The organism is Meiothermus taiwanensis WR-220 (assembly GCF_003568585.1).
Classification (GTDB): domain Bacteria; phylum Deinococcota; class Deinococci; order Deinococcales; family Thermaceae; genus Meiothermus; species Meiothermus taiwanensis.
Genome location: NZ_CP021130.1, coordinates 1,204,499 through 1,221,510, shown reverse-complemented (window position 1 = coordinate 1,221,510; position 17,012 = coordinate 1,204,499). Strand labels below are relative to the sequence as shown.

Here is a 17,012-nt window from a genome sequence, read left to right as displayed (position 1 = left end):
TACCGGATTCAAAAAAGATAGTCATCCATAGGCCATCTTTTTTGAGTCCCCGCCCACGCCCTCCGGTGGGATTGGTTCGCCGTCTTCCCCCCGAACCAACCAACTATCACCCGAACGCGCTTCGCAGCGCACAGCCAGCTTGAGGCTTCGTGCTAGAAGCTGATATTAACACTACCCAGCTTGCCCAGTATAAGCATCGAGGCCACCGTGGCTGCTGTAAGGATAATCAGCAGCAAGGCCATGGCAACGTAGCGCAGGTCGGCCAACTCGCTTTCGACCTCGAGGGTGCGGGGGCGCAGGGCCAGGTACAAGAGCCAGGTGACCAGAATCGAGCCAATGGTGAACAGGATGGCAAACAGCACTTTTTTTCCTCCTATACCCTCTACTGGTTAGCACAAACGCCAGGCTTCCAGCAGGGACTGCAAACTCCTATCTAAGCCTACCAAACCCAGGCCGTACGTGGGTATACCCTGCCCCCAGCCCACGGCCCCCACCAGGGGCCCTTCGCAGGTGGGCAGTGCGGCCGGGGCAGGGGCCTGCCAAGGGGCATAGGCCCTGTGCTCGAGGTAGCCAAACCCAGCCCCGAGGCATACCTCGAGCCAGCGGGCCTCCCGCGGATCATCCCAGGCCACCCACTCACCCTCGGCCACCTCTTTACGCCCAGGGTAGGCCAGGCCCAGCCCTTCGCCAGGACACACCACCAGCGCCCAGCGAGGGTTGACCCAGTGCAGGGCCCTAGCAAAAGGCACGGCGTGACCTGCGGAAGCATCCAGGCCCAGAACTATTCGACCCTTGAACTGCCTCGGCAGTTGAGGCAACACCGCCGCCAGCATGGGGCGTGGCAGCCACAACAACAAAGTAGCGCCGCCAAAGGCGCCCTCGAGCCAGGCATAAAAGCTGCCAAACTCGTCCACAAAAGTGCGGGTTCGCTCGCTGAGCAACGCTTCCAGCCAATCGGCGTCTGAAGCCACGGTCTGCACAATAGCAGGATAAACACAAACGCTCGCTGGCGCCACCAGCCCGGCCCTGGGGTCTTGGTGGTGGGGCCGCACAGCATTAAGACGCATCCGCAAGAGCTAGGTATGATAGGGGGAGTGTGCGCTACCTGATTGTTTCGGATCTACATGGCAACTGGCCGGCCCTCGAGGCGGTGCTAAAGGAAGCCAGGGGCTACGACCGGGTGCTCTTTCTGGGCGATGCGGTCGGCTACTACCCCGACGCCAATCGGGTCTTGGACTGGTTGCGTTCGGTCAATGCCATAGGTGTAATGGGCAACCACGACATCTGGCTGCTAGAAATAAAGTCCATGCAGATCGAAGGCCCGGTGCTGGAAATCCTGGCCTGGCAGGCGGAACGCATCAGCCCCGAAAACCGGGCCTATTTATCCAGCCTCCCCTGGACTGCCGAGGTCGAAGGAGCCTTTCTGGTGCACGGCAGCCCCCTCGACCCCCTGGCTTACCTGGAGGAAATTGAGCAGGCCCGGGAGGTGTTCGACAAGGTGAAGCACCGCTGGATTTTTCACGGCCACACCCACCTGGCCGGCAGCTACCTAACCCTGGAGGCCTCCCCACGAAGCGCCTCCACCTATTCGGAGGGGAGCCCTCAGGGCCGCTTGGTACGCTACAACCGCTATCCGAACGGCGGTGAGCTGATTGTGGCACCCAGGGCTCGAGCCATCATCAATCCAGGTTCTACCGGCCAGCCCCGGGATGGGGTGGTTGGAGCCGCCTACGCGATCTGGGATGCCGAAGAGGACACCGTAGAGTTTTACCGGGCTAAGTACAACCTCGAGCACGTGCTGGCCCGCTTGCACCATGAGCAATTCCCCATGTGGCTTTACGAGCGACTGGTGCTGGGCAAGTAGACCATGATCTGGGAAAGCGGCATGAATATCCTCGGACACCAGCGCATTCTCGAGCTTCTACCCAGGGTTAAAGCGCAGACCTTCCTGTTTACCGGCCCTGAGGGGGTGGGCCGCCGATTGGTAGCCCGCTGGTTCACAGCCGGCCTTAACTGCGAGGGGGGGTTTCCTCCTTGCGGCGATTGTGCCTCCTGTCGGCTGGAGGCGCACCCGGACTACCTGGAAATTGCACCGGAACACGAGACCAAAACCGGTCGGAGGGCCCGCCTACCGCAAATCCGCCTCGAGCAAATCGCGCCCCGCGAATCCGAGGAACCAAACTTGCTGGACTGGATCACCACCTACCCCCGCTTCAGAAGCAAGGTCGCGGTGGTGGACGGGGCACATTTTCTAGGAGAAGCCGCCGCCAACGCCCTGTTGAAGGTACTGGAAGAGCCGCCCTCCTTCGCCCGCATCATTCTAATTGCACCCAGCCGCGAGCTGGTGCTGCCCACCCTGGTAAGCCGGAGCCTCGAGATTGGCTTTGCACCCGTACCCGAGGCCCTGCTGCAACAGCTCACCTCCGACCCCGAGGTGCTGGCCTATGCACAAGGTGCACCCGGCCGGGTGCGCTGGGCCCTGGAACACCCCGCTGAGTTTAACCGCCTGGTCAGCCGCACCCAGGGGCTGCTGGAGGCAGTGCAGGCCGGCCCCGCCCAGACCTTAGAGGCGCTGAAGCTGCTCGGCGAAGTGGAGGGGGCCCTGCCTTACCTGGGCCAGCGGCTACGGGCGCACTTCGCGGTCGAAAGTCCGGCCTACAAAGCCGCGCTCGAGGCCCTTGCTCGTGCACAGGAGGCGGACTCTGCTTACGTAAGCGAAGACCTGGTTCAAACCTGGCTGGCCCTTAAGCTATCCCAACTCTAGATTGTAGACACACCTTGCCTTAGGCTAGGGACAGGCTGGACGCTTTGGCTATCTGCAACAAGGGCGGCAGCTTGCCTGTAGAGTAGATCTCTGTTCTGGAGGTTAAGAAATGGAATGTGTAGGCGTGCGGTTTGCGCACAGCCCCAAAATTTACGATTACCGATTCGGCAGCCAGGCCCCCCCCGTGGGTAGCTGGGTGGTGGTCAAAACCCCCCGCGGGTTGGAGCTGGCCAAAGTGCGAACCGAGCCCCGCCTGGGCCAGGCTGTGGGTGAGATTGTGCGGGTCGCCACCCCGGCGGATCTGGATCAGCACAGCAAGCTCAAAAACCGTGCTGAGGAAGTCTATTGGTGGCTCAAAGCCCGTCTGCGTAGAGAAGGTGTGCGGGCCAAGCTACTGGGCTGTGAGTTTACCCTGGATGGCAACCATATTTCTGTGCAATACTCCGCCGAACAGCGCATCGATCTGCGGCGCTGGGTGAGCGAGCTCAACAGGCTGGCCGGGGCTCGAGTGGAGTTTGTGGCCCTAGGCCCCCGCGACCAGACCGCCTATCTTGGCACCCTTGGGGCCTGTGGCATGGAGTCATGTTGCTCAAACTGGCTCCAGGATTTCACCCAGGTCTCCATCAAGATGGCTCGAGATCAGCAGCTACCGCTCTCGCCCGAAAAAATCTCGGGCCCTTGTGGCCGCTTGCTGTGTTGTCTGCAATACGAACACCAGCAGTACCAAGAACTCCTGGCGGAATTACCCCGTAAAAACAGCAAAGCCTGCAGTCTTCAGGGCGTCTGCGGCAAGGTGGCCAAGCTAAACCCGCTGGCTGGAACCGTAGATCTAGTTACCGAAGAGGGCAGCACTGTAACCGTGCACAAAAGCGAGCTTAGGTGGGAGTAATAGCAGATTCGGCCAGTTCGCCCGACCGAAGGGAGCGCTCTGGAAAGATAACCTCTGGGGGTATATGTTTTAATCCGGCATAAGGGGCCAGTGAATTGAGGCCGATCTTTGAGGTAATCGGTGCTGGACATTGCCAAGGTTCTTACCCACAGCTTTGGGTTGTTGGCGCGGCATCCCATCGGCATCGTCTGGCTACTGGTGCAGGCCCTGCTGGTCAGTGTCTTTACCCTTGGGCTTCTTGCCGGGCCGATGCAGGTGGGGGTCTATACCGTCCTGGTGCGCTACGTCCGCACCGGCGAGTGGAACCCCGAGGCCCTTTGGGGGCACACAACCGGGCACAACATCGTGGCCGGTGTGGTGTTTGTAGCCAGCGTACTGGCGGCGTTTATAGTGGGCCTTCCCACCTCCGTACCCAGCCCCTGGCTGGCCTCCCTACTCAGCTACCTTGGGCTGGCGGCCATCAACCTGCTGTGGTTTTACACTTTCCAGATTATGGTGGACGACGACGCAACCTGGCCCAGCGCCATCCGCAAAGGCTGGGATCTGATGCAGCAGGGGGGGTTGCTCAACCACCTGTGGCTGATCGCCATCCTGGAGTCGCTGATACTGGTCTCGACGCTTTCCACCTGGATACCCTTGCAAATAAGCATGTATCTGCTGCTGCTCGGTTTTTCCACACTGGCCCGGGCCGTGGCCTATGTGCACCTGGTTCCCACCCGGGCCTTTGAACCATAGCCAGGGCCACGTTGTCGCAGAACCACCCCTCTTTGCAGCAAAAAAGGGATACGCTTTCTTCCCCAAGCGTAGCGAGGGGTGTGCTCCAGGATTCAAAAAGATGGCCTCTGATACCAGATTCGGTTAGTTCGTCACCGAATGGTGGCGAACTAACCCGACCGAAGGGAGTGCTCTAGGATTCAAAAGATAGCCTCTGGAGGTCTTTGCTTTGGAAGATTATCTTTTTGAATCCGGCATTACTGGGTCTCCCCCCGCTTGCGCTTCACATAACCCTCAATGTTGCGCTGTCGTTCACGGGCGATGGCCAAGGCACCTGCAGGTACATCCTGGTTGATACCACTGCCCCCTGCCACAAAAGCATCATCTTCTAGCCTGATCGGCGCAATCAGAACGCTATTCGAGCCCACGAACACCCGCTTCCCAATGATGGTCTTGTGCTTACGTTGACCATCGTAGTTGGCCGTGATCACCCCGGCACCTATGTTGGACTCCTCCCCCACCTCGGCATCGCCCAGATAGGCGAGGTGGCCGGCCTTGGCCCCCCTGCCCAGTCGGGCATTCTTGAGTTCTACGAAATTACCCACGTGGGCACCGGGTTCCAGGTGGGCCTTGGGCCGCAAGCGCGCAAACGGCCCGGCATCGGCCCCGCTCGAGACGTAGGCCTCTTCGCAAACCGTATGAGACTTGATCTTCCCCCCCGCCTCGACCACGGTATCAATCAGCACCGCATAGGCCCCTACCTCCACCCCCTCGCCCAGGCGGGTATGGCCCCGTAGGATCACCCCCGGCCACAGGGTAACATCGGGGGCCAGTTCTACGCTGGGCTCGAGGTAGATGGTCTCGGGCTGGATCATCCGCACCCCCTGCGCCATCCAGTGAGAGCGTAAGCGCTCGAGCAGCACCCGCTCCACCTGGGCTAGCTGGGCTCGAGAGTTCACACCGAGCAGTTCGCCCGTATCTTTCGACTCGATAGAGGCTATTTTTTGCCCAGCCTCGCGGTAGATGCGGATTAGATCGGGCAGGTAGTACTCCCCCGCGGCATTGCGGTTGTCCACCAGCTTCAGCTTCTCCCAAAGGCTCGCATCAAAGCAGTACACCCCGGGGTTGATCTCCTGAATTGCCAGCTCGGCGGGGGTGGCATCTTTCTGCTCCACATTAGCCAGAATTTGGCCCTGTTCATCGCGCAGGATCCGGCCGTAGCCGGTGGGATCTTCGAGCCGCATGGTCAGCAGGGCCATTCCAGCCCGTTCCTTTTGCAGGGTATCTACCAGGCTGGTAAGGGTCTCCACCCGGGTGAGGGGGGTATCACCCTGGGTGACCACAATAGGGCCCTGAAAATCGGCCAAAACCGGCTGGGCCTGGGCTAAGGCATGGGCGGTGCCCAGTTGTTGCTCTTGCACCACAAAGCTCAGGTTGGGATACCCTGCAAAGGTTTGTCGCACCTGTTCGGCTCCGTGGCCCACCACCACCACCACTTTCTCGGCCCCACTGGCAAAAGCCGTGTCGATGCAATAACCCACCAGAGGCTTGCCCAGCAAGGGATGCAAGACCTTGGGCAGCCTCGATTTCATGCGGGTTCCCAGACCCGCTGCAAGAATCACCACAGCATGTGCCATATCTTCCCGATTGTATTCCCAAAAAGGCAGCTCGAGGGCGGGTTATAACCCGCAGGGCGGATCATCGTTTGACTTTTTTCCTTGCAGCAGACCCGCTTGGTGCAGACGTGGACACCGGCTGCTCGCGCGACCCCTTCCAGCGCATCAGGAAAAAGATGGAGAGCGCGATAAGCGGAATGGAGATAATCTGCGTTGCAGTGAAAAAGCCGATGCCAGCCTGCTCGTTGAGGTACACCTTGACCCACAGCGGGTTAAGGCGGAAGGTTTCCTCGAAAACCGAGCGCAATACGCTGTACCACAGGACAAACTGCCAAAATACGTAGCCGTAGGCCCGGTTCTGCCGCAACCAGTAAATCGAAAGCAGCAGCAAAACCAGGCCAATCAGAACCCCATACAACTGGGTGAAGTGAACCGGGCCTCGCACCAGCGTCTCGGGTGCACAGCGCACCACCTCGCTGATGTCCTGGATGCCTGGACAAACCCCCGGGAAACCGCTGGCCGAGGCAGGCCAGGTAAACCCGATGGGCCAGTTGGTCAGGCGGCCCACGGTGTCTGAGCCGTTCATAATGTTGCCCAGCCGGCCCGCCATGATGCCCAGGGCCACCCCCGGCACCACCGCATCGAGGTAGGCCCAGATGGGTATTTTATTGCGGTGGTAGTGGTAGACAAAGGGAATCAAGCCGCCAATGATGGCCCCGTGAAAGGAAAGCCCCCCTTGCCATATGTACAGAGCAGCAACCGGGTTGCTGCTAAATTCACCCGGGCTGGTGATAACATAGCCCACCCGAGCCCCGACAACCCCCCAAATTACAGCCCAGAAGGCAATCTGCTCGAACTGCTCGGGGTTATAGCCCCATTGCTTCAGGATGCGCTTGGCAATTTCAAAGGATGCAAAGATAGCCAGTACCAAGAACAGGCCGTACCAGCGTATTTGCAGCGAACCGATCTCGATTAGAATTGGATCCATTCAAAAGCCTCCGGCTATAGATAGTTTCTTGGATAGGCGCTCGAGGGTAAACTTGCCCTCGAGCACCACCTGCCCCCTCCACAGGAGCACCGGAACCCGGAAGGTGTACAGCTTTTTGAGGCGCTCGTCGGCATCTACATCCTGAAGCGTGTACGGCACACCCTGGGCCTTCAGGAGCAGCTCGGCCTCCTCGCAGAGGTGGCAGCCTTTCCGGCTGATCAGCACATAGTCCATCTGCCCACCCAGTATAGCCCGAGCTTCGCCGGGTGTACGCTGGCGTATACGAGCCACCCTACCTAGCCGCCTGCAAAATCCCTAAAACTTCATCCACATCGGCCCTGGTGTGCTCGGCAGAGATCTGGAAGCGTATCGAGGCCTCCCCCCGGGGCACCACCGGGTACACGATGGCCGTAGCCAAAACGCCTTGCTCACGCAAGAAAGCAGCCATGCGATTGGTGCGGTCGGCATCACCTAGCACCAGCGGGACCACCGGATGAACCCCCGCAAAGGACGCGTAGCCCAGCGCCTTCAACCCCTGACGAAAACGTTCCGTCATGGCCGAAAGGTGTTGCAGGCGCTGCTGGCCTTCCTCGGTCTGGAGCAGGTTCAGAGCAGCCAGGGCGGCAGCGGCCTCACCCGGCGTGATGGGGTTGGAGTAGATGTACATGGGGGCAGTCTCGCGCAGATAGGCAATGAGGTCGCTCGAGCCCACCACATAACCACCGTTCACCCCAAAGGCCTTGCCCAGGGTTCCGATCAAAATATCGGCCCGTGCACCGGTCAACTCCTCGGTACCGCGGCCGGTAGGGCCAAAAGCCCCCACCCCGTGCGAGTCGTCCACCACCAGGATGGCGTTTTCGGCAAACTGGGGGTCGTAGCGGTTCACAAGCCGTGCAATTTCTGCCAAAGGGGCATGCGACCCCCGCATACTGAACACGCCATCGGATATAACCAGTACCCGCCGGGCCCCCATGGCTGCGGCTTTTTGCAAGGCCTGCTCGAGGCCATTGAGGTCGAGGTGTTTGTAAATCAGCTTCTCCAACGGCCGGGCCAGCCGTACCGCGTTGATGATGCAGTTGTGGTTCAACTCGTCACTGATGAGGACGGTTTGGTCGGTGGTAAGGGGCACCACCACGCTCAAAACGGTGGCATAGGCCGAGGAAAAAATCATGGCCGCCTCGCGCCCATGAAAATCAGCCAGACGCCGCTCGAGCTCCAGGTGGGGCGCGTAGGTTCCACTGATAAAACGCACCGCCCCGGGCCCAACGCCAAAGCGTTCGATGGCCTCTTCTTCGGCCTGTTTGAGGCTGGGGTGGCGGGACAGGCCCAGGTAGCTGTTGGAGTTCATGCGAATAAAGGGTTTATCACCATAACCCGCCAGCAAATAACGCGGCCCACGCTGGCCCTCTGGGGGCAGAACCCCCACCACCACAGCCTCAGGCCCCTTCCTACGGCCTTCCTGCTCCAGCGCCTCCACGCTCTGGCGCAAAACGTCGTTCAGGCGGTTTAATGCCATTTCTAAGCCTCCTTCAAGGCGCGTTCGGCCAGTTTTTCTAGCATGTCTTTGGTCATGGCCGCCAGGTCGTACTGGGGTCGCCAACCCCATTCTTCCCTGGCCGCGCTATCATCCAGGGTGCGCGGCCAGGAGTCTGCGATGGCCTGCCGCACCGGGTCGATGTCGTAGTACATCTTGAAGCCGGGCCGGTGCTTCTGAATTTCGGCGGCCAGCTCGGCGGGGGTGCAGCTAAAAGCCGTTAGGTTAAAGGCGTTGCGATGTTGCAGCCGGGCTGGATCGGCCTGCATGAGCTCGAGGGTGGCCCGAATGGCATCCGGCATATACATCATGGGCAGCCGGGTATCCGGCGCCAGAAAGCAGGTGTACCGGTCATACTGCAGGGCGTGGTAAAAAATCTCCACCGCATAGTCGGTGGTACCCCCACCCGGCGGTGCGGTGTACGAGATTAAGCCAGGGTACCGCAAGCCCCGCACATCCAGGCCAAAGCGATGCGCGTAGTAGTCGCACAATAGCTCACCGGCCACCTTGGTCACACCGTAAAGGGTGTTGGGGCGTTGAAGGGTGTCCTGGGGGGTGGGATCGCGCGGCGTGTTGGGGCCAAAAGCCGCGATGGAGCTGGGGACAAATACCTGAGCCCCAACCTGCCGTGCCGCCTCCAGCACGTTATGCAGGCCCTCGATGTTGACCCGCCAGGCCAGCTGGGGTTCGGCCTCAGCCCGGGCCGAAAGGATGGCCGCCAGGTGATAGACCACACCAACGCGATGGCGAAGGAAAAACTCCAGCAAGGCCGGCCCGTTGGTACAGTCTAGCTGCTCATAGGGCCCCTCCAGCGCAGGATGCCCTGGGGGCGCCCGCCGAATATCGGTTGCCAAGACTTCTTCGCTTCCGTACAAACCTCGCAAAGCCGGGATCAGTTCGGAACCCACCTGACCCAGCGCACCGGTCACCAAAACTCTGGTCATATACACCTAGGCTTGTTCTCATGGGCCGGATCCTCTCCGCTTAGCGGCCAGCAGGCCCGGCCACACGCCAGTCTAAATGTAAAGCCGGTTTCCCATAACGGCAATGCCTGGGTTATCGTAGGGCCCATGGCTCAGTTTCAAAAGCGCATTCCCGTGGGCGTCATTGGAGGGTTTCTGGGCGCCGGCAAAACCACCCTGGTCAACCATCTGGTGGCGAGCGGAAGCCAAAAGTTTGGCATCATCGTCAATGAGTTCGGCGAAACCGGCATAGACGGCTCGCTGATTGAGAATGTAGACACCGACGGTATCGCCGAGCTATCCAATGGCTGCCTGTGCTGCGTGGGGCGTGAAGACCTGATCTCGGCTTTGTTCAAGCTCATCTCGCGCAAGGACAAGCCCGATTACATCCTGATCGAGCTTTCGGGCCTGGCCGACCCGGTGCCGGTAGCCCAGACCGTGCTGGATCCGTTTGCGCGTACCAGGTTCGAGCTCGACAGCATCATTGGCGTGGCCGATGCCCGCAACCTCGAGCAAACCCTGCGCGACGGCCCCGAAGGCGCGGTGCAGCTCGCCTATGCCAACGCGGTGGTGCTCAATAAAACCGATCTGGCCAGCCCAGAGCAGGTAGACGAGGCCGAGGCTTTGATTCGTAAAATCAACCCCCTGGCCCAGGTATTCCGCACCGCACAGTCCAGGGTCAACCCCCAGGACTTGCTTCATCTTCGCGCGTTCGACCTGGACTGGCGGCCCCAGAACTACCAGCACCTGCACATGCCCAACGTCCAGAGTTTTACCCTCAGCGCCGAGGGTCTGCTCGAGCGCCCCAAGGTCAACAAGTTCATCGACCAGTACCTGATCTCCCGGCCCGACGCGGTTTTCCGGGCCAAGGGTTTTCTCAGCGTCAAAGGCTTCGACAAACAGGTGCTATTCCAGTCGGTGCGGGAGATTTTCAGCCTCGAGCTCTCCCAGGAGCCGCTGCAGGCCCGCTCGAGGCTGGTGGTGATTGGCCGGGGCCTCAACCAGTTTGAGTACGAAGAGGCCTTCCAGGCCCTGAAGGCCCGTCTGTAACTTCGTTCCTATGCAGGGGGCCAGCCGGGAGTATGCTTTAGGGGTATGAGCGCCGCCTTCGAGGTGGAACCACTGGGGCTCGTCCCCTACGCAGAAGCCTGGGAATACCAAAAAAAAGTACACGCCGAGGTGGTGGCGGGGCTGCGCAAACCCACCCTGCTGCTGCTAGAACACCCCCGCACCATCACCCTGGGCCGGGCCGCCAAACCGGAAAACCTGCTCTTGAGCGAGGCCCAGTACCGCGCCCAGGGCATCGAGCTTTTTAGCATCGAGCGGGGCGGCGATGTCACCTACCACGGCCCCGGCCAGCTGGTGGGCTACCCCATCTTTCCGGTGGGGCGGCAGGTGCGGGGGTTTTTGCGGCAGCTCGAGGCGGTGATTATGGCCGTAGCCAAGACCTACGGCATCGAGACCTACGCCACCCCGGGCTACGCCGGGGTCTGGGTGCGCCGGGCCGCGCCCGTGGCCGGCTGGCCCGACCTGGAGGAAAAACTCTGTGCCTTTGGGGTGGCCGTCAAGCAGGATGTGGCTTTGCATGGCTTTGCCCTGAACGTCAACACCAACCTCGACGACTTCAACCTGATCGTGCCCTGCGGCCTCAAGGACAAGGGTGTGACTTCGCTCCAGAAAATCCTGGGCCGAGCGGTTAGCATGGATGAAGTAATGGAACGGGTGGTACAGGCTTTTGAGCAGCAGTTCCCGACCTTCGACCAAGCCCCCCTACCCCCCAAGGAACTGGCATGAGCAAATTCAAAACCGTTCAACTCGAGGACTTCCAGCACGGCGGCCTGATCGAGCTTAAGGTGATCCCGGGCGGCATCGCCCAGGAGCGCCCCGAGCCGGTGGACCGCAACAAACCCGCCTGGCTGCGGGCCACCGTGCCCACCGGCCCCAACTACCAGCGCCTCAAAGAGATGACCCAGCGCCTGCGGCTCCACACGGTCTGCCAGGAGGCCCGGTGCCCCAACATCGGTGAGTGCTGGGGCCACGGCACCATGACCATCATGGTGCTGGGCAGCGTGTGCACCCGGGCCTGCAAGTTCTGCGCGGTGGACACCGGCAACCCCAGGGGCTGGGTAGACCCCCTGGAGCCTTTGCACGTGGCCCAGGCCGTGGCCGAGATGGGCCTCAAGTACGTGGTGCTGACCTCGGTAGACCGCGACGACCTTCCCGACGGCGGGGCCGCCCACTTCGCCGAGGTGGTGCGGCAGATCAAGCGGCTCGACCCCTCGGTCAAGGTCGAGACCCTGACCCCCGACTTCCAGGGCCACCTGGCGGATGTGGAGACCGTTTTGCAGGGCGGCCAGGACGTGTTCGCCAACAACCTCGAGACCGTCCGCCGCCTCACCCCCCGGGTGCGCGACCCTAGAGCCGGCTACGACCAGACCTTGAGGGTGCTCGAGCACGCCAAAAAGGTGCGCCCCGAGGTGCTCACCAAGTCCAGCCTGATGCTGGGCCTTGGCGAAACCGACGAGGAGATCCGCCAGGCCATGCGCGACCTGCGGGCGGTGGGGGTGGATATCCTGACCCTCGGACAGTACCTGCGCCCCACCCAGCACCACCTGCCGGTTGAGCGCTACGTGACCCCGGCGGAGTTCGCCATGTACCGCGACTGGGGCTATGAGGAAGGCTTTATGGAAGTGTTCAGCGGCCCCCTGGTGCGCAGCTCCTACCGGGCCGAAAAGGTCTTTTTCGAGGCCACCCAGGCCGAGTAGCCGCCTATGGTACGCACAACCCGCCGCACAAGCCGAACGCTGGCCTGGGGGGATGCTTTGTGCATCGTGCTGTTTGCCGCCATCGGCCTGCAAACCCACGGCGAGCCCCTCAGTCTGGCCGGAATCCTGCGCAACGCCCTGCCCATCCTGCTGGTCTGGTGGCTGATTGCCCCGTTTTTGCGTACCTACACCCGACCCTCCTGGCAGAACCTGCTCTACACCTGGGCCATTGCCGTAAGCGCCGGGGTCTGGCTGCGCTTTATGGTGCTGCAAAAGCCGTTCGACCTGGGCTACCTGATCTTCTGGGCGGTTGCGCTGGGGGCCACCCTGGTGTTACTGCTGGCCTGGCGGGGGCTGGCGCTGGTGTGGATGCGTCAGCTGCGCAGCAAACCCTGACCGGCCTACACCGAGGGCATGCTGGCCGGCATTGCGGGCACCTCACCCTACCGGGCCCCTACGCCCAGGCCGTGCCGATTTTGCACAACGAGGTAGGCCCGCTCTTCGCCCACATCCACCCGGCCTCCACCGTGCTCGAGGTCAGTCGTTTGGCCGAACCTGAAATGCTTGTGGAGATCGAAGTCGATGCAATCGTATCCTGAAGTCAAACCGGTAAAATGGTTTTACCCCTGCACATGCGTAGAACCCGTAAAGTGTGGAATATGCGCCTGATTTCCATCAATCTGGGCAACCCTCAGCCCTTGCAAATTGGCAACCGTGCCACCACCACCGGCATCTACAAAAACCCGACTGAAGCCGCCCAAATTTCCACTCTGGGGCTGGTGGGTGACCACATAAGCGACCAGGAGCACCACGGCGGCCCCGACCAGGCGGTGTACGTCTACAGCGCCGAGGACTACGACTGGTGGATGGAACAGTTGGGCGAGGCGCTGCCGCCTGGTATGTTTGGCGAAAACCTGACCTTCTCGAGCTTCGGCGCCGAGCCTGTGCGTATCGGCGACCGTTTCAAGGTGGGTGAGGTTTTGCTCGAGGCCACCGCCCCCCGCATACCCTGTTCGACCCTGGCCGCCCGCATGAACGACCCCCAGTTCGTCAAGAAATTCCGCCAGGCTGCGCGGCCTGGGTTTTATGCCAGGGTGCTGGAGGCGGGCCGGGTGCAGCAGGGCGACCCCATTCAAAAAATTTCAGCTCCCGCGGCCTTCCCCACCCTCAGCGAAGTATTCCATCTCTGGTACGACAAAGCCCCCGAGGCCGCCCGGCTTCGCTGGATCCTCACCGCACCCCTGGCCGAACGAGCCAGGGCGGTTTTTGCTGCGCGATTGCCCCTGTAAGATTCAAAAAGATAATCTTCAAACAAAAAACATTCAGAGGCTATCTTTTTGAATCCTAGAGCACACCCCTCGCTACGCTCGGCGAAGAAAGCGTATCCCTTCCAAGGGGCGGTATCGCCCTCCGCTACGCGGATAACTTCGGTCGGGTTGCTTCGCTGCCTTCCAGCGCCCAAGCAAGCGAATCTGGCATAAAAAAATGCCGCCAAACTTGGCGGCATTGTGAGCGCATCGGGTGGCTATGCCTTGTCGGCCACCACCGAGACCTTCAGGGTCATGGGCACCTCGGGGTGGGGCTTGTAGGCCAGGGTGTAGTCACCCAGGTCTTTGATGGGCTTTTCCAGGGCCAGTTTCTTGGGGTCAATGGTGATCTGGTGCTGGGCTTCCAGGGCAGCGGCAATCTCGCGGCTGGTTACCGAGCCGTAGATCTTCTGGTCGCCGGCCTTCACCTTAAGCACCAGGGTAATGGGCTCGAGGAGTTCCTTGAGGCGCTCGGCCTCGGCTTTGCGCTCAGCGGCCTTTTTGGCCTGCGCCCGGATTTTGGCCTCCAGGGTCTTGAGGTTGCTCTCGGTGGCTAGGGTGGCAAGGCCGCGCGGTAGCAAATAGTTGCGGGCGTAGCCCGGCTTCACGTTGACCACTGCCCCCACGTCGCCGAGGTTTTCCATAGGTTCAAGCAGAATCACTTTCATCTTCCACTCTCCCTATTTCCGTACCAGCTTTTCGGTAAAGGGCAGCAAGCCCAGCATACGCGCACGCTTGATGGTACGCGCCAACTTGCGCTGTTCTTGGGCACTAAGCCCGGTACGACGACGGGGCAGAATTTTCCCGGTCTCGGACAAAAAGCGCCGCAGAACTTCTACGTTCTTGAAATCGGTAAGGTCAAACGCACCAACAGCGGCAGCCACTTTGGGTTTGCGGCCACGGCGCACACTACGCTCGCGGTCCTGGCGGTCGCCCTTGGGGTTTGTACGATTGGACATCTTCTTGGTGCTCAAAACGGTAAATCCTCCTCAGGTGGGAAATCTTCTTCTAAGCCTTCTTCAATGTCTACCTTGCCCGCACGGCCTTTGGCTGTGGAAGCCATCTGGGAACTGTTTCCACCTGTGCTCTGTCCAGTTCCACGGGCAAGTCGCTCGAGGCGGGAAAGCTCCACACGGGTGGTGTAGCGCCTTGTGCCGTCCTGAGCGGTCCAGGAGTCGTTCACCAAGCGTCCCATTAAGAACGCCCCGTCTCCTTTTTTGAGTTCTGCCGCAAACTCGGCCAGCTCGCGCCAGGCCTGAGCTTCCACGTAGTGCACCTTTTCCTGCTCCCCACCCTGGCGGGTGGTGATCTTTTCGTTCACCGCCAAGGAAAGACGGGTAACAGCAGTACCCTGAGGTGTGTAGCGCAGCTCGGGGTCGCGGGTCAGGTTGCCTACCAGCATCACCTGGTTAAGACCGTCCTTGAGGCGCTCCTGTCCACGGGCGTCGGTAACAGTTACCTGGCCTCGTTTACCCTCCAGGCTCACGATCTCCATCCGGTCGGCACGGATATCCAGGCTGCTTTTTTTCTGGCCGTCCTGCTCCCAGGCGCGGTATTCGAGCTTGCCATCCACAAATAGGGCCATACCCGCTTTCAGGGTATCTCCCCAAAATTCTGCACTCTTGCCCAGCAGCTTCACGCGGTGGTACCAGGCCGGTTCACGGGTTTGGCCCTGTTCATCGGTCACCACATCATTGCCAGCCAGGTTGAGTTCCATCACGGCCAGCCCGCCTGGGGTGTAGCGCAGTTCGGGGTCTTGGGTCAGGGTGCCTACTAGGGTTACGCGGTTGAGGCCTCGAGCCATGTTGATCAGTCCTTTTTCGTTGCGGTCTTGAGTTAGTTTAGTACAGTTTGTGCAGTTGCGTTCCGGCGATGGTCTTGGCCTCAGAACTCAGCTCAAGGCCAGCAGCCTACTTCTTCTTCTGGCTGTTTCGCCATTCGGGACGGTCGCGGATGATGGTTACACGACGCACGTGGTCGCGCAGGCGCAGTTCACGCTCGAGCGCGGCATTGTTGTTGCCGGCCATCTCCACCGTGTAAAAGACCACGTTGCCCTCGGGGTCTTTCTGGATGGGGTAGGCCAGGCGGCGGTTGCCCCAATCGTCAACGTTTTTGATGCTGGCTCCGTAGCGCTCGAGGGCAGATTTGATGACCTCTTTCTCTAGCGCGGCCTGCGCCCCGTCGAGGTTGGGGTTGAGAATGATACCGATCTCGTACTGTGGCATGTTCACCTCCTTTCTGCTTGGCATTTACCCACCGCGTTTCGTAAAACGGGGTGGGCACAACTTCAGCAGGCGATCCTCTCGGATCACGCAAGGTGAGAGTATAACAGATGAAGATGGGTAGGGCCAATTAATATAGGAGTTACGCAGTTGCCTCTCACCCCTCTACTCGGCTACCCTTTTCTGCAAAGCAAACAGGCCAAGAGGAGTTAGCTGCTATGAACCCCCCAAAGTGCACCGACCTGGACTATATCCACTTCCTCATCGCCGCCCAGAAGGTCTTCACCTGTACCGAAGCCGCCCGCTGCCAACCCGAGGAACCCAGCGCTCCCGCCCACGACGCCTTCACCCGCCTGCTCCAGCGACAGCCTCCCGACACGGAGGCGCTGTGGCAGGAGGCCAGGGCCGTGGTGGAGCCCACCCGGGGGCTTCTGATCCTGGACGACACCACCCTGGATAAACCCTATGCCCAGCGGATGGAGCTGGTGACCTACCACTGGAGCGGCAAGCACCAGCGGGTGGTCAAGGGGATCGCCCTCATGACCCTGCTGTGGACGGAGGGCCAGGCCCTCATCCCCTGCGACTTCAGGATTTATGACAAGCCCTGGGAAGGGAAGACCAAGAACGAGCACTTTATGGAGATGCTGCGGGTAGCCAAGGGACGGGGGTTTGCTCCAGCGTACGTGCTAATGGATAGCTGGTACGCTTCGCTGGAGAACCTGAAGGAGATTGCTCGCCTGGGCTGGCGCTTCCTCACGCGGCTGAAGGGGAACCGGCAGGTGAACCCGGATAGGGAGGGGCTTCGGCCGGTGAGCGAGGTGGAGATACCGCCGGAGGGGCGGGTGGTGCACCTGAGGGGTTTTGGTCTGGTCAGGGTGTTCCGGACGGTTTCGAAAGACGGGGACGCGGAGCACTGGGCGACCAACGACCTGGGGATGACTGAAGGTCGGCGGGGGGAGTTGGAGCGGGCAGGCTGGGGTATCGAGGTCTACCACCGGGGGCTCAAGGGGTGTTGCGGGGTGGAGCGGGCCCAGGTGAGAAAGAGGGCCTCTATCCTGGGCCACCTTCTTCTGTCCCTACGTGCTTTTCTGAGGCTGGAGGTGTACCGCTTGCGAACGGGGGTGAGTTGGTATGAGTCCAAGGCAAGTATTATCCGCGAGGCGATACGAAGTTACCTGGCCAATCCCATACACATCCTTCACCCAACTGCGTAAGTCCTATAATAAAAAATGGGGCTGCGGGGATCAAAAC

22 protein-coding genes are annotated in these 17,012 nt (G+C 60.8%); 11 read left to right on the top strand and 11 right to left on the bottom strand.

The genetic code is table 11. The features are described from left to right. Nucleotides 1–152: 152 nt before the first annotated feature. Both MTAI_RS06110 and MTAI_RS06105 read right to left on the bottom strand, forming a co-directional pair. Nucleotides 153–362: a hypothetical protein gene (locus MTAI_RS06110; protein ID WP_027886776.1), complete on the bottom strand. Its 210-nt coding sequence runs from the start codon at nucleotides 360–362 to the stop codon at nucleotides 153–155. Between the two features lie 27 nt (nucleotides 363–389). Next, complete coding sequence (locus tag MTAI_RS06105; protein WP_027886777.1) at nucleotides 390–980, bottom strand: hypothetical protein; 591 nt, start codon at nucleotides 978–980, stop codon at nucleotides 390–392. Between the two features lie 116 nt (nucleotides 981–1,096). Here MTAI_RS06105 and MTAI_RS06100 point away from each other — a divergent pair, with 116 nt between their 5' ends. The 4 genes from MTAI_RS06100 (at nucleotide 1,097) to MTAI_RS06085 (ending at nucleotide 4,388) form a co-directional block, all read left to right on the top strand. Beyond that, the gene (locus tag MTAI_RS06100) at nucleotides 1,097–1,864 is read left to right on the top strand and encodes a metallophosphoesterase family protein (RefSeq protein WP_027886778.1); all 768 of its coding nucleotides are present in this window, start codon (nucleotides 1,097–1,099) and stop codon (nucleotides 1,862–1,864) included. Nucleotides 1,865–1,885: 21 nt separating this feature from the next. Continuing rightward, the gene (locus MTAI_RS06095; protein ID WP_027886779.1) at nucleotides 1,886–2,764 is read left to right on the top strand and encodes a DNA polymerase III subunit gamma/tau; all 879 of its coding nucleotides are present in this window, start codon (nucleotides 1,886–1,888) and stop codon (nucleotides 2,762–2,764) included. Nucleotides 2,765–2,873: 109 nt separating this feature from the next. Continuing rightward, nucleotides 2,874–3,653 (top strand): PSP1 domain-containing protein, encoded by a 780-nt coding sequence (locus tag MTAI_RS06090; RefSeq protein WP_027886780.1) that lies wholly within the window; start codon nucleotides 2,874–2,876, stop codon nucleotides 3,651–3,653. A 120-nt stretch (nucleotides 3,654–3,773) separates the two neighbouring features. Continuing rightward, nucleotides 3,774–4,388 (top strand): hypothetical protein, encoded by a 615-nt coding sequence (locus MTAI_RS06085; protein WP_027886781.1) that lies wholly within the window; start codon nucleotides 3,774–3,776, stop codon nucleotides 4,386–4,388. Between the two features lie 236 nt (nucleotides 4,389–4,624). Here MTAI_RS06085 and glmU read toward each other — a convergent pair whose 3' ends face one another. From glmU to MTAI_RS06060, 5 genes are all read right to left on the bottom strand, one after another. After that, entirely contained in the window at nucleotides 4,625–6,004 is a 1,380-nt protein-coding gene (gene glmU, locus MTAI_RS06080; protein WP_027886782.1) for a bifunctional UDP-N-acetylglucosamine diphosphorylase/glucosamine-1-phosphate N-acetyltransferase GlmU, read from the bottom strand. 61 nt (nucleotides 6,005–6,065) lie between these two features. Beyond that, nucleotides 6,066–6,971, bottom strand: a complete 906-nt coding sequence (gene lgt / locus MTAI_RS06075; protein WP_027886783.1) for a prolipoprotein diacylglyceryl transferase — start codon at nucleotides 6,969–6,971, stop codon at nucleotides 6,066–6,068. Further along, nucleotides 6,972–7,205, bottom strand: coding sequence for a glutaredoxin family protein (locus MTAI_RS06070; RefSeq protein WP_027886784.1), 234 nt, complete (start codon nucleotides 7,203–7,205; stop codon nucleotides 6,972–6,974). Between the two features lie 58 nt (nucleotides 7,206–7,263). Next, nucleotides 7,264–8,487 (bottom strand): aminotransferase class I/II-fold pyridoxal phosphate-dependent enzyme, encoded by a 1,224-nt coding sequence (locus MTAI_RS06065; RefSeq protein ID WP_027886785.1) that lies wholly within the window; start codon nucleotides 8,485–8,487, stop codon nucleotides 7,264–7,266. 2 nt (nucleotides 8,488–8,489) lie between these two features. Continuing rightward, nucleotides 8,490–9,449, bottom strand: a complete 960-nt coding sequence (locus MTAI_RS06060) for an L-threonine 3-dehydrogenase (protein ID WP_027886786.1) — start codon at nucleotides 9,447–9,449, stop codon at nucleotides 8,490–8,492. Between the two features lie 126 nt (nucleotides 9,450–9,575). Here MTAI_RS06060 and MTAI_RS06055 point away from each other — a divergent pair, with 126 nt between their 5' ends. The 6 genes from MTAI_RS06055 to MTAI_RS06030 all read left to right on the top strand — a co-directional run bounded on the left by MTAI_RS06055 (nucleotide 9,576) and on the right by MTAI_RS06030 (nucleotide 13,521). After that, a complete protein-coding gene (locus MTAI_RS06055; protein WP_027886787.1) occupies nucleotides 9,576–10,517 on the top strand; it encodes a CobW family GTP-binding protein in 942 nt (313 codons plus the stop codon). A 45-nt stretch (nucleotides 10,518–10,562) separates the two neighbouring features. Further along, nucleotides 10,563–11,261, top strand: a complete 699-nt coding sequence (lipB, locus tag MTAI_RS06050; protein ID WP_027886788.1) for a lipoyl(octanoyl) transferase LipB — start codon at nucleotides 10,563–10,565, stop codon at nucleotides 11,259–11,261. Beyond that, nucleotides 11,258–12,232 carry a lipoyl synthase gene (lipA, locus tag MTAI_RS06045; protein ID WP_027886789.1) on the top strand — a complete coding sequence of 325 codons (975 nt, stop codon included), beginning with the start codon at nucleotides 11,258–11,260 and terminating at the stop codon, nucleotides 12,230–12,232. The genes lipB and lipA overlap by 4 nt, the downstream gene beginning before the upstream one ends. A 6-nt stretch (nucleotides 12,233–12,238) precedes the next feature. Then, nucleotides 12,239–12,628 (top strand): DUF3054 domain-containing protein, encoded by a 390-nt coding sequence (locus tag MTAI_RS06040; RefSeq protein ID WP_027886790.1) that lies wholly within the window; start codon nucleotides 12,239–12,241, stop codon nucleotides 12,626–12,628. Between the two features lie 71 nt (nucleotides 12,629–12,699). Continuing rightward, a complete protein-coding gene (locus MTAI_RS15590; RefSeq protein ID WP_280938754.1) occupies nucleotides 12,700–12,831 on the top strand; it encodes a RidA family protein in 132 nt (43 codons plus the stop codon). A gap of 60 nt (nucleotides 12,832–12,891) precedes the next feature. After that, entirely contained in the window at nucleotides 12,892–13,521 is a 630-nt protein-coding gene (locus tag MTAI_RS06030; RefSeq protein ID WP_027886791.1) for an MOSC domain-containing protein, read from the top strand. Nucleotides 13,522–13,757: 236 nt separating this feature from the next. On the opposite strand, the gene rplI is transcribed toward MTAI_RS06030, so the two are convergent. From rplI to rpsF, 4 genes are all read right to left on the bottom strand, one after another. Then, nucleotides 13,758–14,207, bottom strand: a complete 450-nt coding sequence (gene rplI / locus MTAI_RS06025) for a 50S ribosomal protein L9 (RefSeq protein ID WP_027886792.1) — start codon at nucleotides 14,205–14,207, stop codon at nucleotides 13,758–13,760. A 12-nt stretch (nucleotides 14,208–14,219) separates the two neighbouring features. After that, nucleotides 14,220–14,498 carry a 30S ribosomal protein S18 gene (rpsR, locus tag MTAI_RS06020; RefSeq protein ID WP_027886793.1) on the bottom strand — a complete coding sequence of 93 codons (279 nt, stop codon included), beginning with the start codon at nucleotides 14,496–14,498 and terminating at the stop codon, nucleotides 14,220–14,222. An 11-nt stretch (nucleotides 14,499–14,509) separates the two neighbouring features. Then, complete coding sequence (locus MTAI_RS15585) at nucleotides 14,510–15,343, bottom strand: single-stranded DNA-binding protein (RefSeq protein ID WP_027886794.1); 834 nt, start codon at nucleotides 15,341–15,343, stop codon at nucleotides 14,510–14,512. Between the two features lie 106 nt (nucleotides 15,344–15,449). After that, nucleotides 15,450–15,764, bottom strand: a complete 315-nt coding sequence (gene rpsF, locus MTAI_RS06010) for a 30S ribosomal protein S6 (RefSeq protein WP_027886795.1) — start codon at nucleotides 15,762–15,764, stop codon at nucleotides 15,450–15,452. A 215-nt stretch (nucleotides 15,765–15,979) separates the two neighbouring features. On the opposite strand from rpsF, the gene MTAI_RS06005 reads away from it, so the two are divergent. Then, entirely contained in the window at nucleotides 15,980–16,975 is a 996-nt protein-coding gene (locus MTAI_RS06005) for an IS701 family transposase (protein ID WP_187388538.1), read from the top strand. The last annotated feature ends 37 nt before the right edge of the window (nucleotides 16,976–17,012 follow it).

Excerpts from the sequence above, each read along its gene's own strand:
- MTAI_RS06030 (WP_027886791.1), top strand. The coding sequence starts at position 12,892 with ATGCGCCTGATTTCCATCAATCTGGGCAACCCTCAGCCCTTGCAAATT.
- MTAI_RS15585 (WP_027886794.1), bottom strand. The coding sequence starts at position 15,343 with ATGGCTCGAGGCCTCAACCGCGTAACCCTAGTAGGCACCCTGACCCAA.
- MTAI_RS06095 (WP_027886779.1), top strand. The coding sequence starts at position 1,886 with ATGAATATCCTCGGACACCAGCGCATTCTCGAGCTTCTACCCAGGGTT.
- MTAI_RS06055 (WP_027886787.1), top strand. The coding sequence starts at position 9,576 with ATGGCTCAGTTTCAAAAGCGCATTCCCGTGGGCGTCATTGGAGGGTTT.
- lipB (WP_027886788.1), top strand. The coding sequence starts at position 10,563 with ATGAGCGCCGCCTTCGAGGTGGAACCACTGGGGCTCGTCCCCTACGCA.
- MTAI_RS06070 (WP_027886784.1), bottom strand. The coding sequence starts at position 7,205 with ATGGACTATGTGCTGATCAGCCGGAAAGGCTGCCACCTCTGCGAGGAG.
- rpsR (WP_027886793.1), bottom strand. The coding sequence starts at position 14,498 with ATGTCCAATCGTACAAACCCCAAGGGCGACCGCCAGGACCGCGAGCGT.
- MTAI_RS06005 (WP_187388538.1), top strand. The coding sequence starts at position 15,980 with ATGAACCCCCCAAAGTGCACCGACCTGGACTATATCCACTTCCTCATC.
- MTAI_RS06060 (WP_027886786.1), bottom strand. The coding sequence starts at position 9,449 with ATGACCAGAGTTTTGGTGACCGGTGCGCTGGGTCAGGTGGGTTCCGAA.
- MTAI_RS06090 (WP_027886780.1), top strand. The coding sequence starts at position 2,874 with ATGGAATGTGTAGGCGTGCGGTTTGCGCACAGCCCCAAAATTTACGAT.
- rplI (WP_027886792.1), bottom strand. The coding sequence starts at position 14,207 with ATGAAAGTGATTCTGCTTGAACCTATGGAAAACCTCGGCGACGTGGGG.
- glmU (WP_027886782.1), bottom strand. The coding sequence starts at position 6,004 with ATGGCACATGCTGTGGTGATTCTTGCAGCGGGTCTGGGAACCCGCATG.
- MTAI_RS06065 (WP_027886785.1), bottom strand. The coding sequence starts at position 8,487 with ATGGCATTAAACCGCCTGAACGACGTTTTGCGCCAGAGCGTGGAGGCG.
- rpsF (WP_027886795.1), bottom strand. The coding sequence starts at position 15,764 with ATGCCACAGTACGAGATCGGTATCATTCTCAACCCCAACCTCGACGGG.
- lipA (WP_027886789.1), top strand. The coding sequence starts at position 11,258 with ATGAGCAAATTCAAAACCGTTCAACTCGAGGACTTCCAGCACGGCGGC.
- lgt (WP_027886783.1), bottom strand. The coding sequence starts at position 6,971 with ATGGATCCAATTCTAATCGAGATCGGTTCGCTGCAAATACGCTGGTAC.
- MTAI_RS06040 (WP_027886790.1), top strand. The coding sequence starts at position 12,239 with ATGGTACGCACAACCCGCCGCACAAGCCGAACGCTGGCCTGGGGGGAT.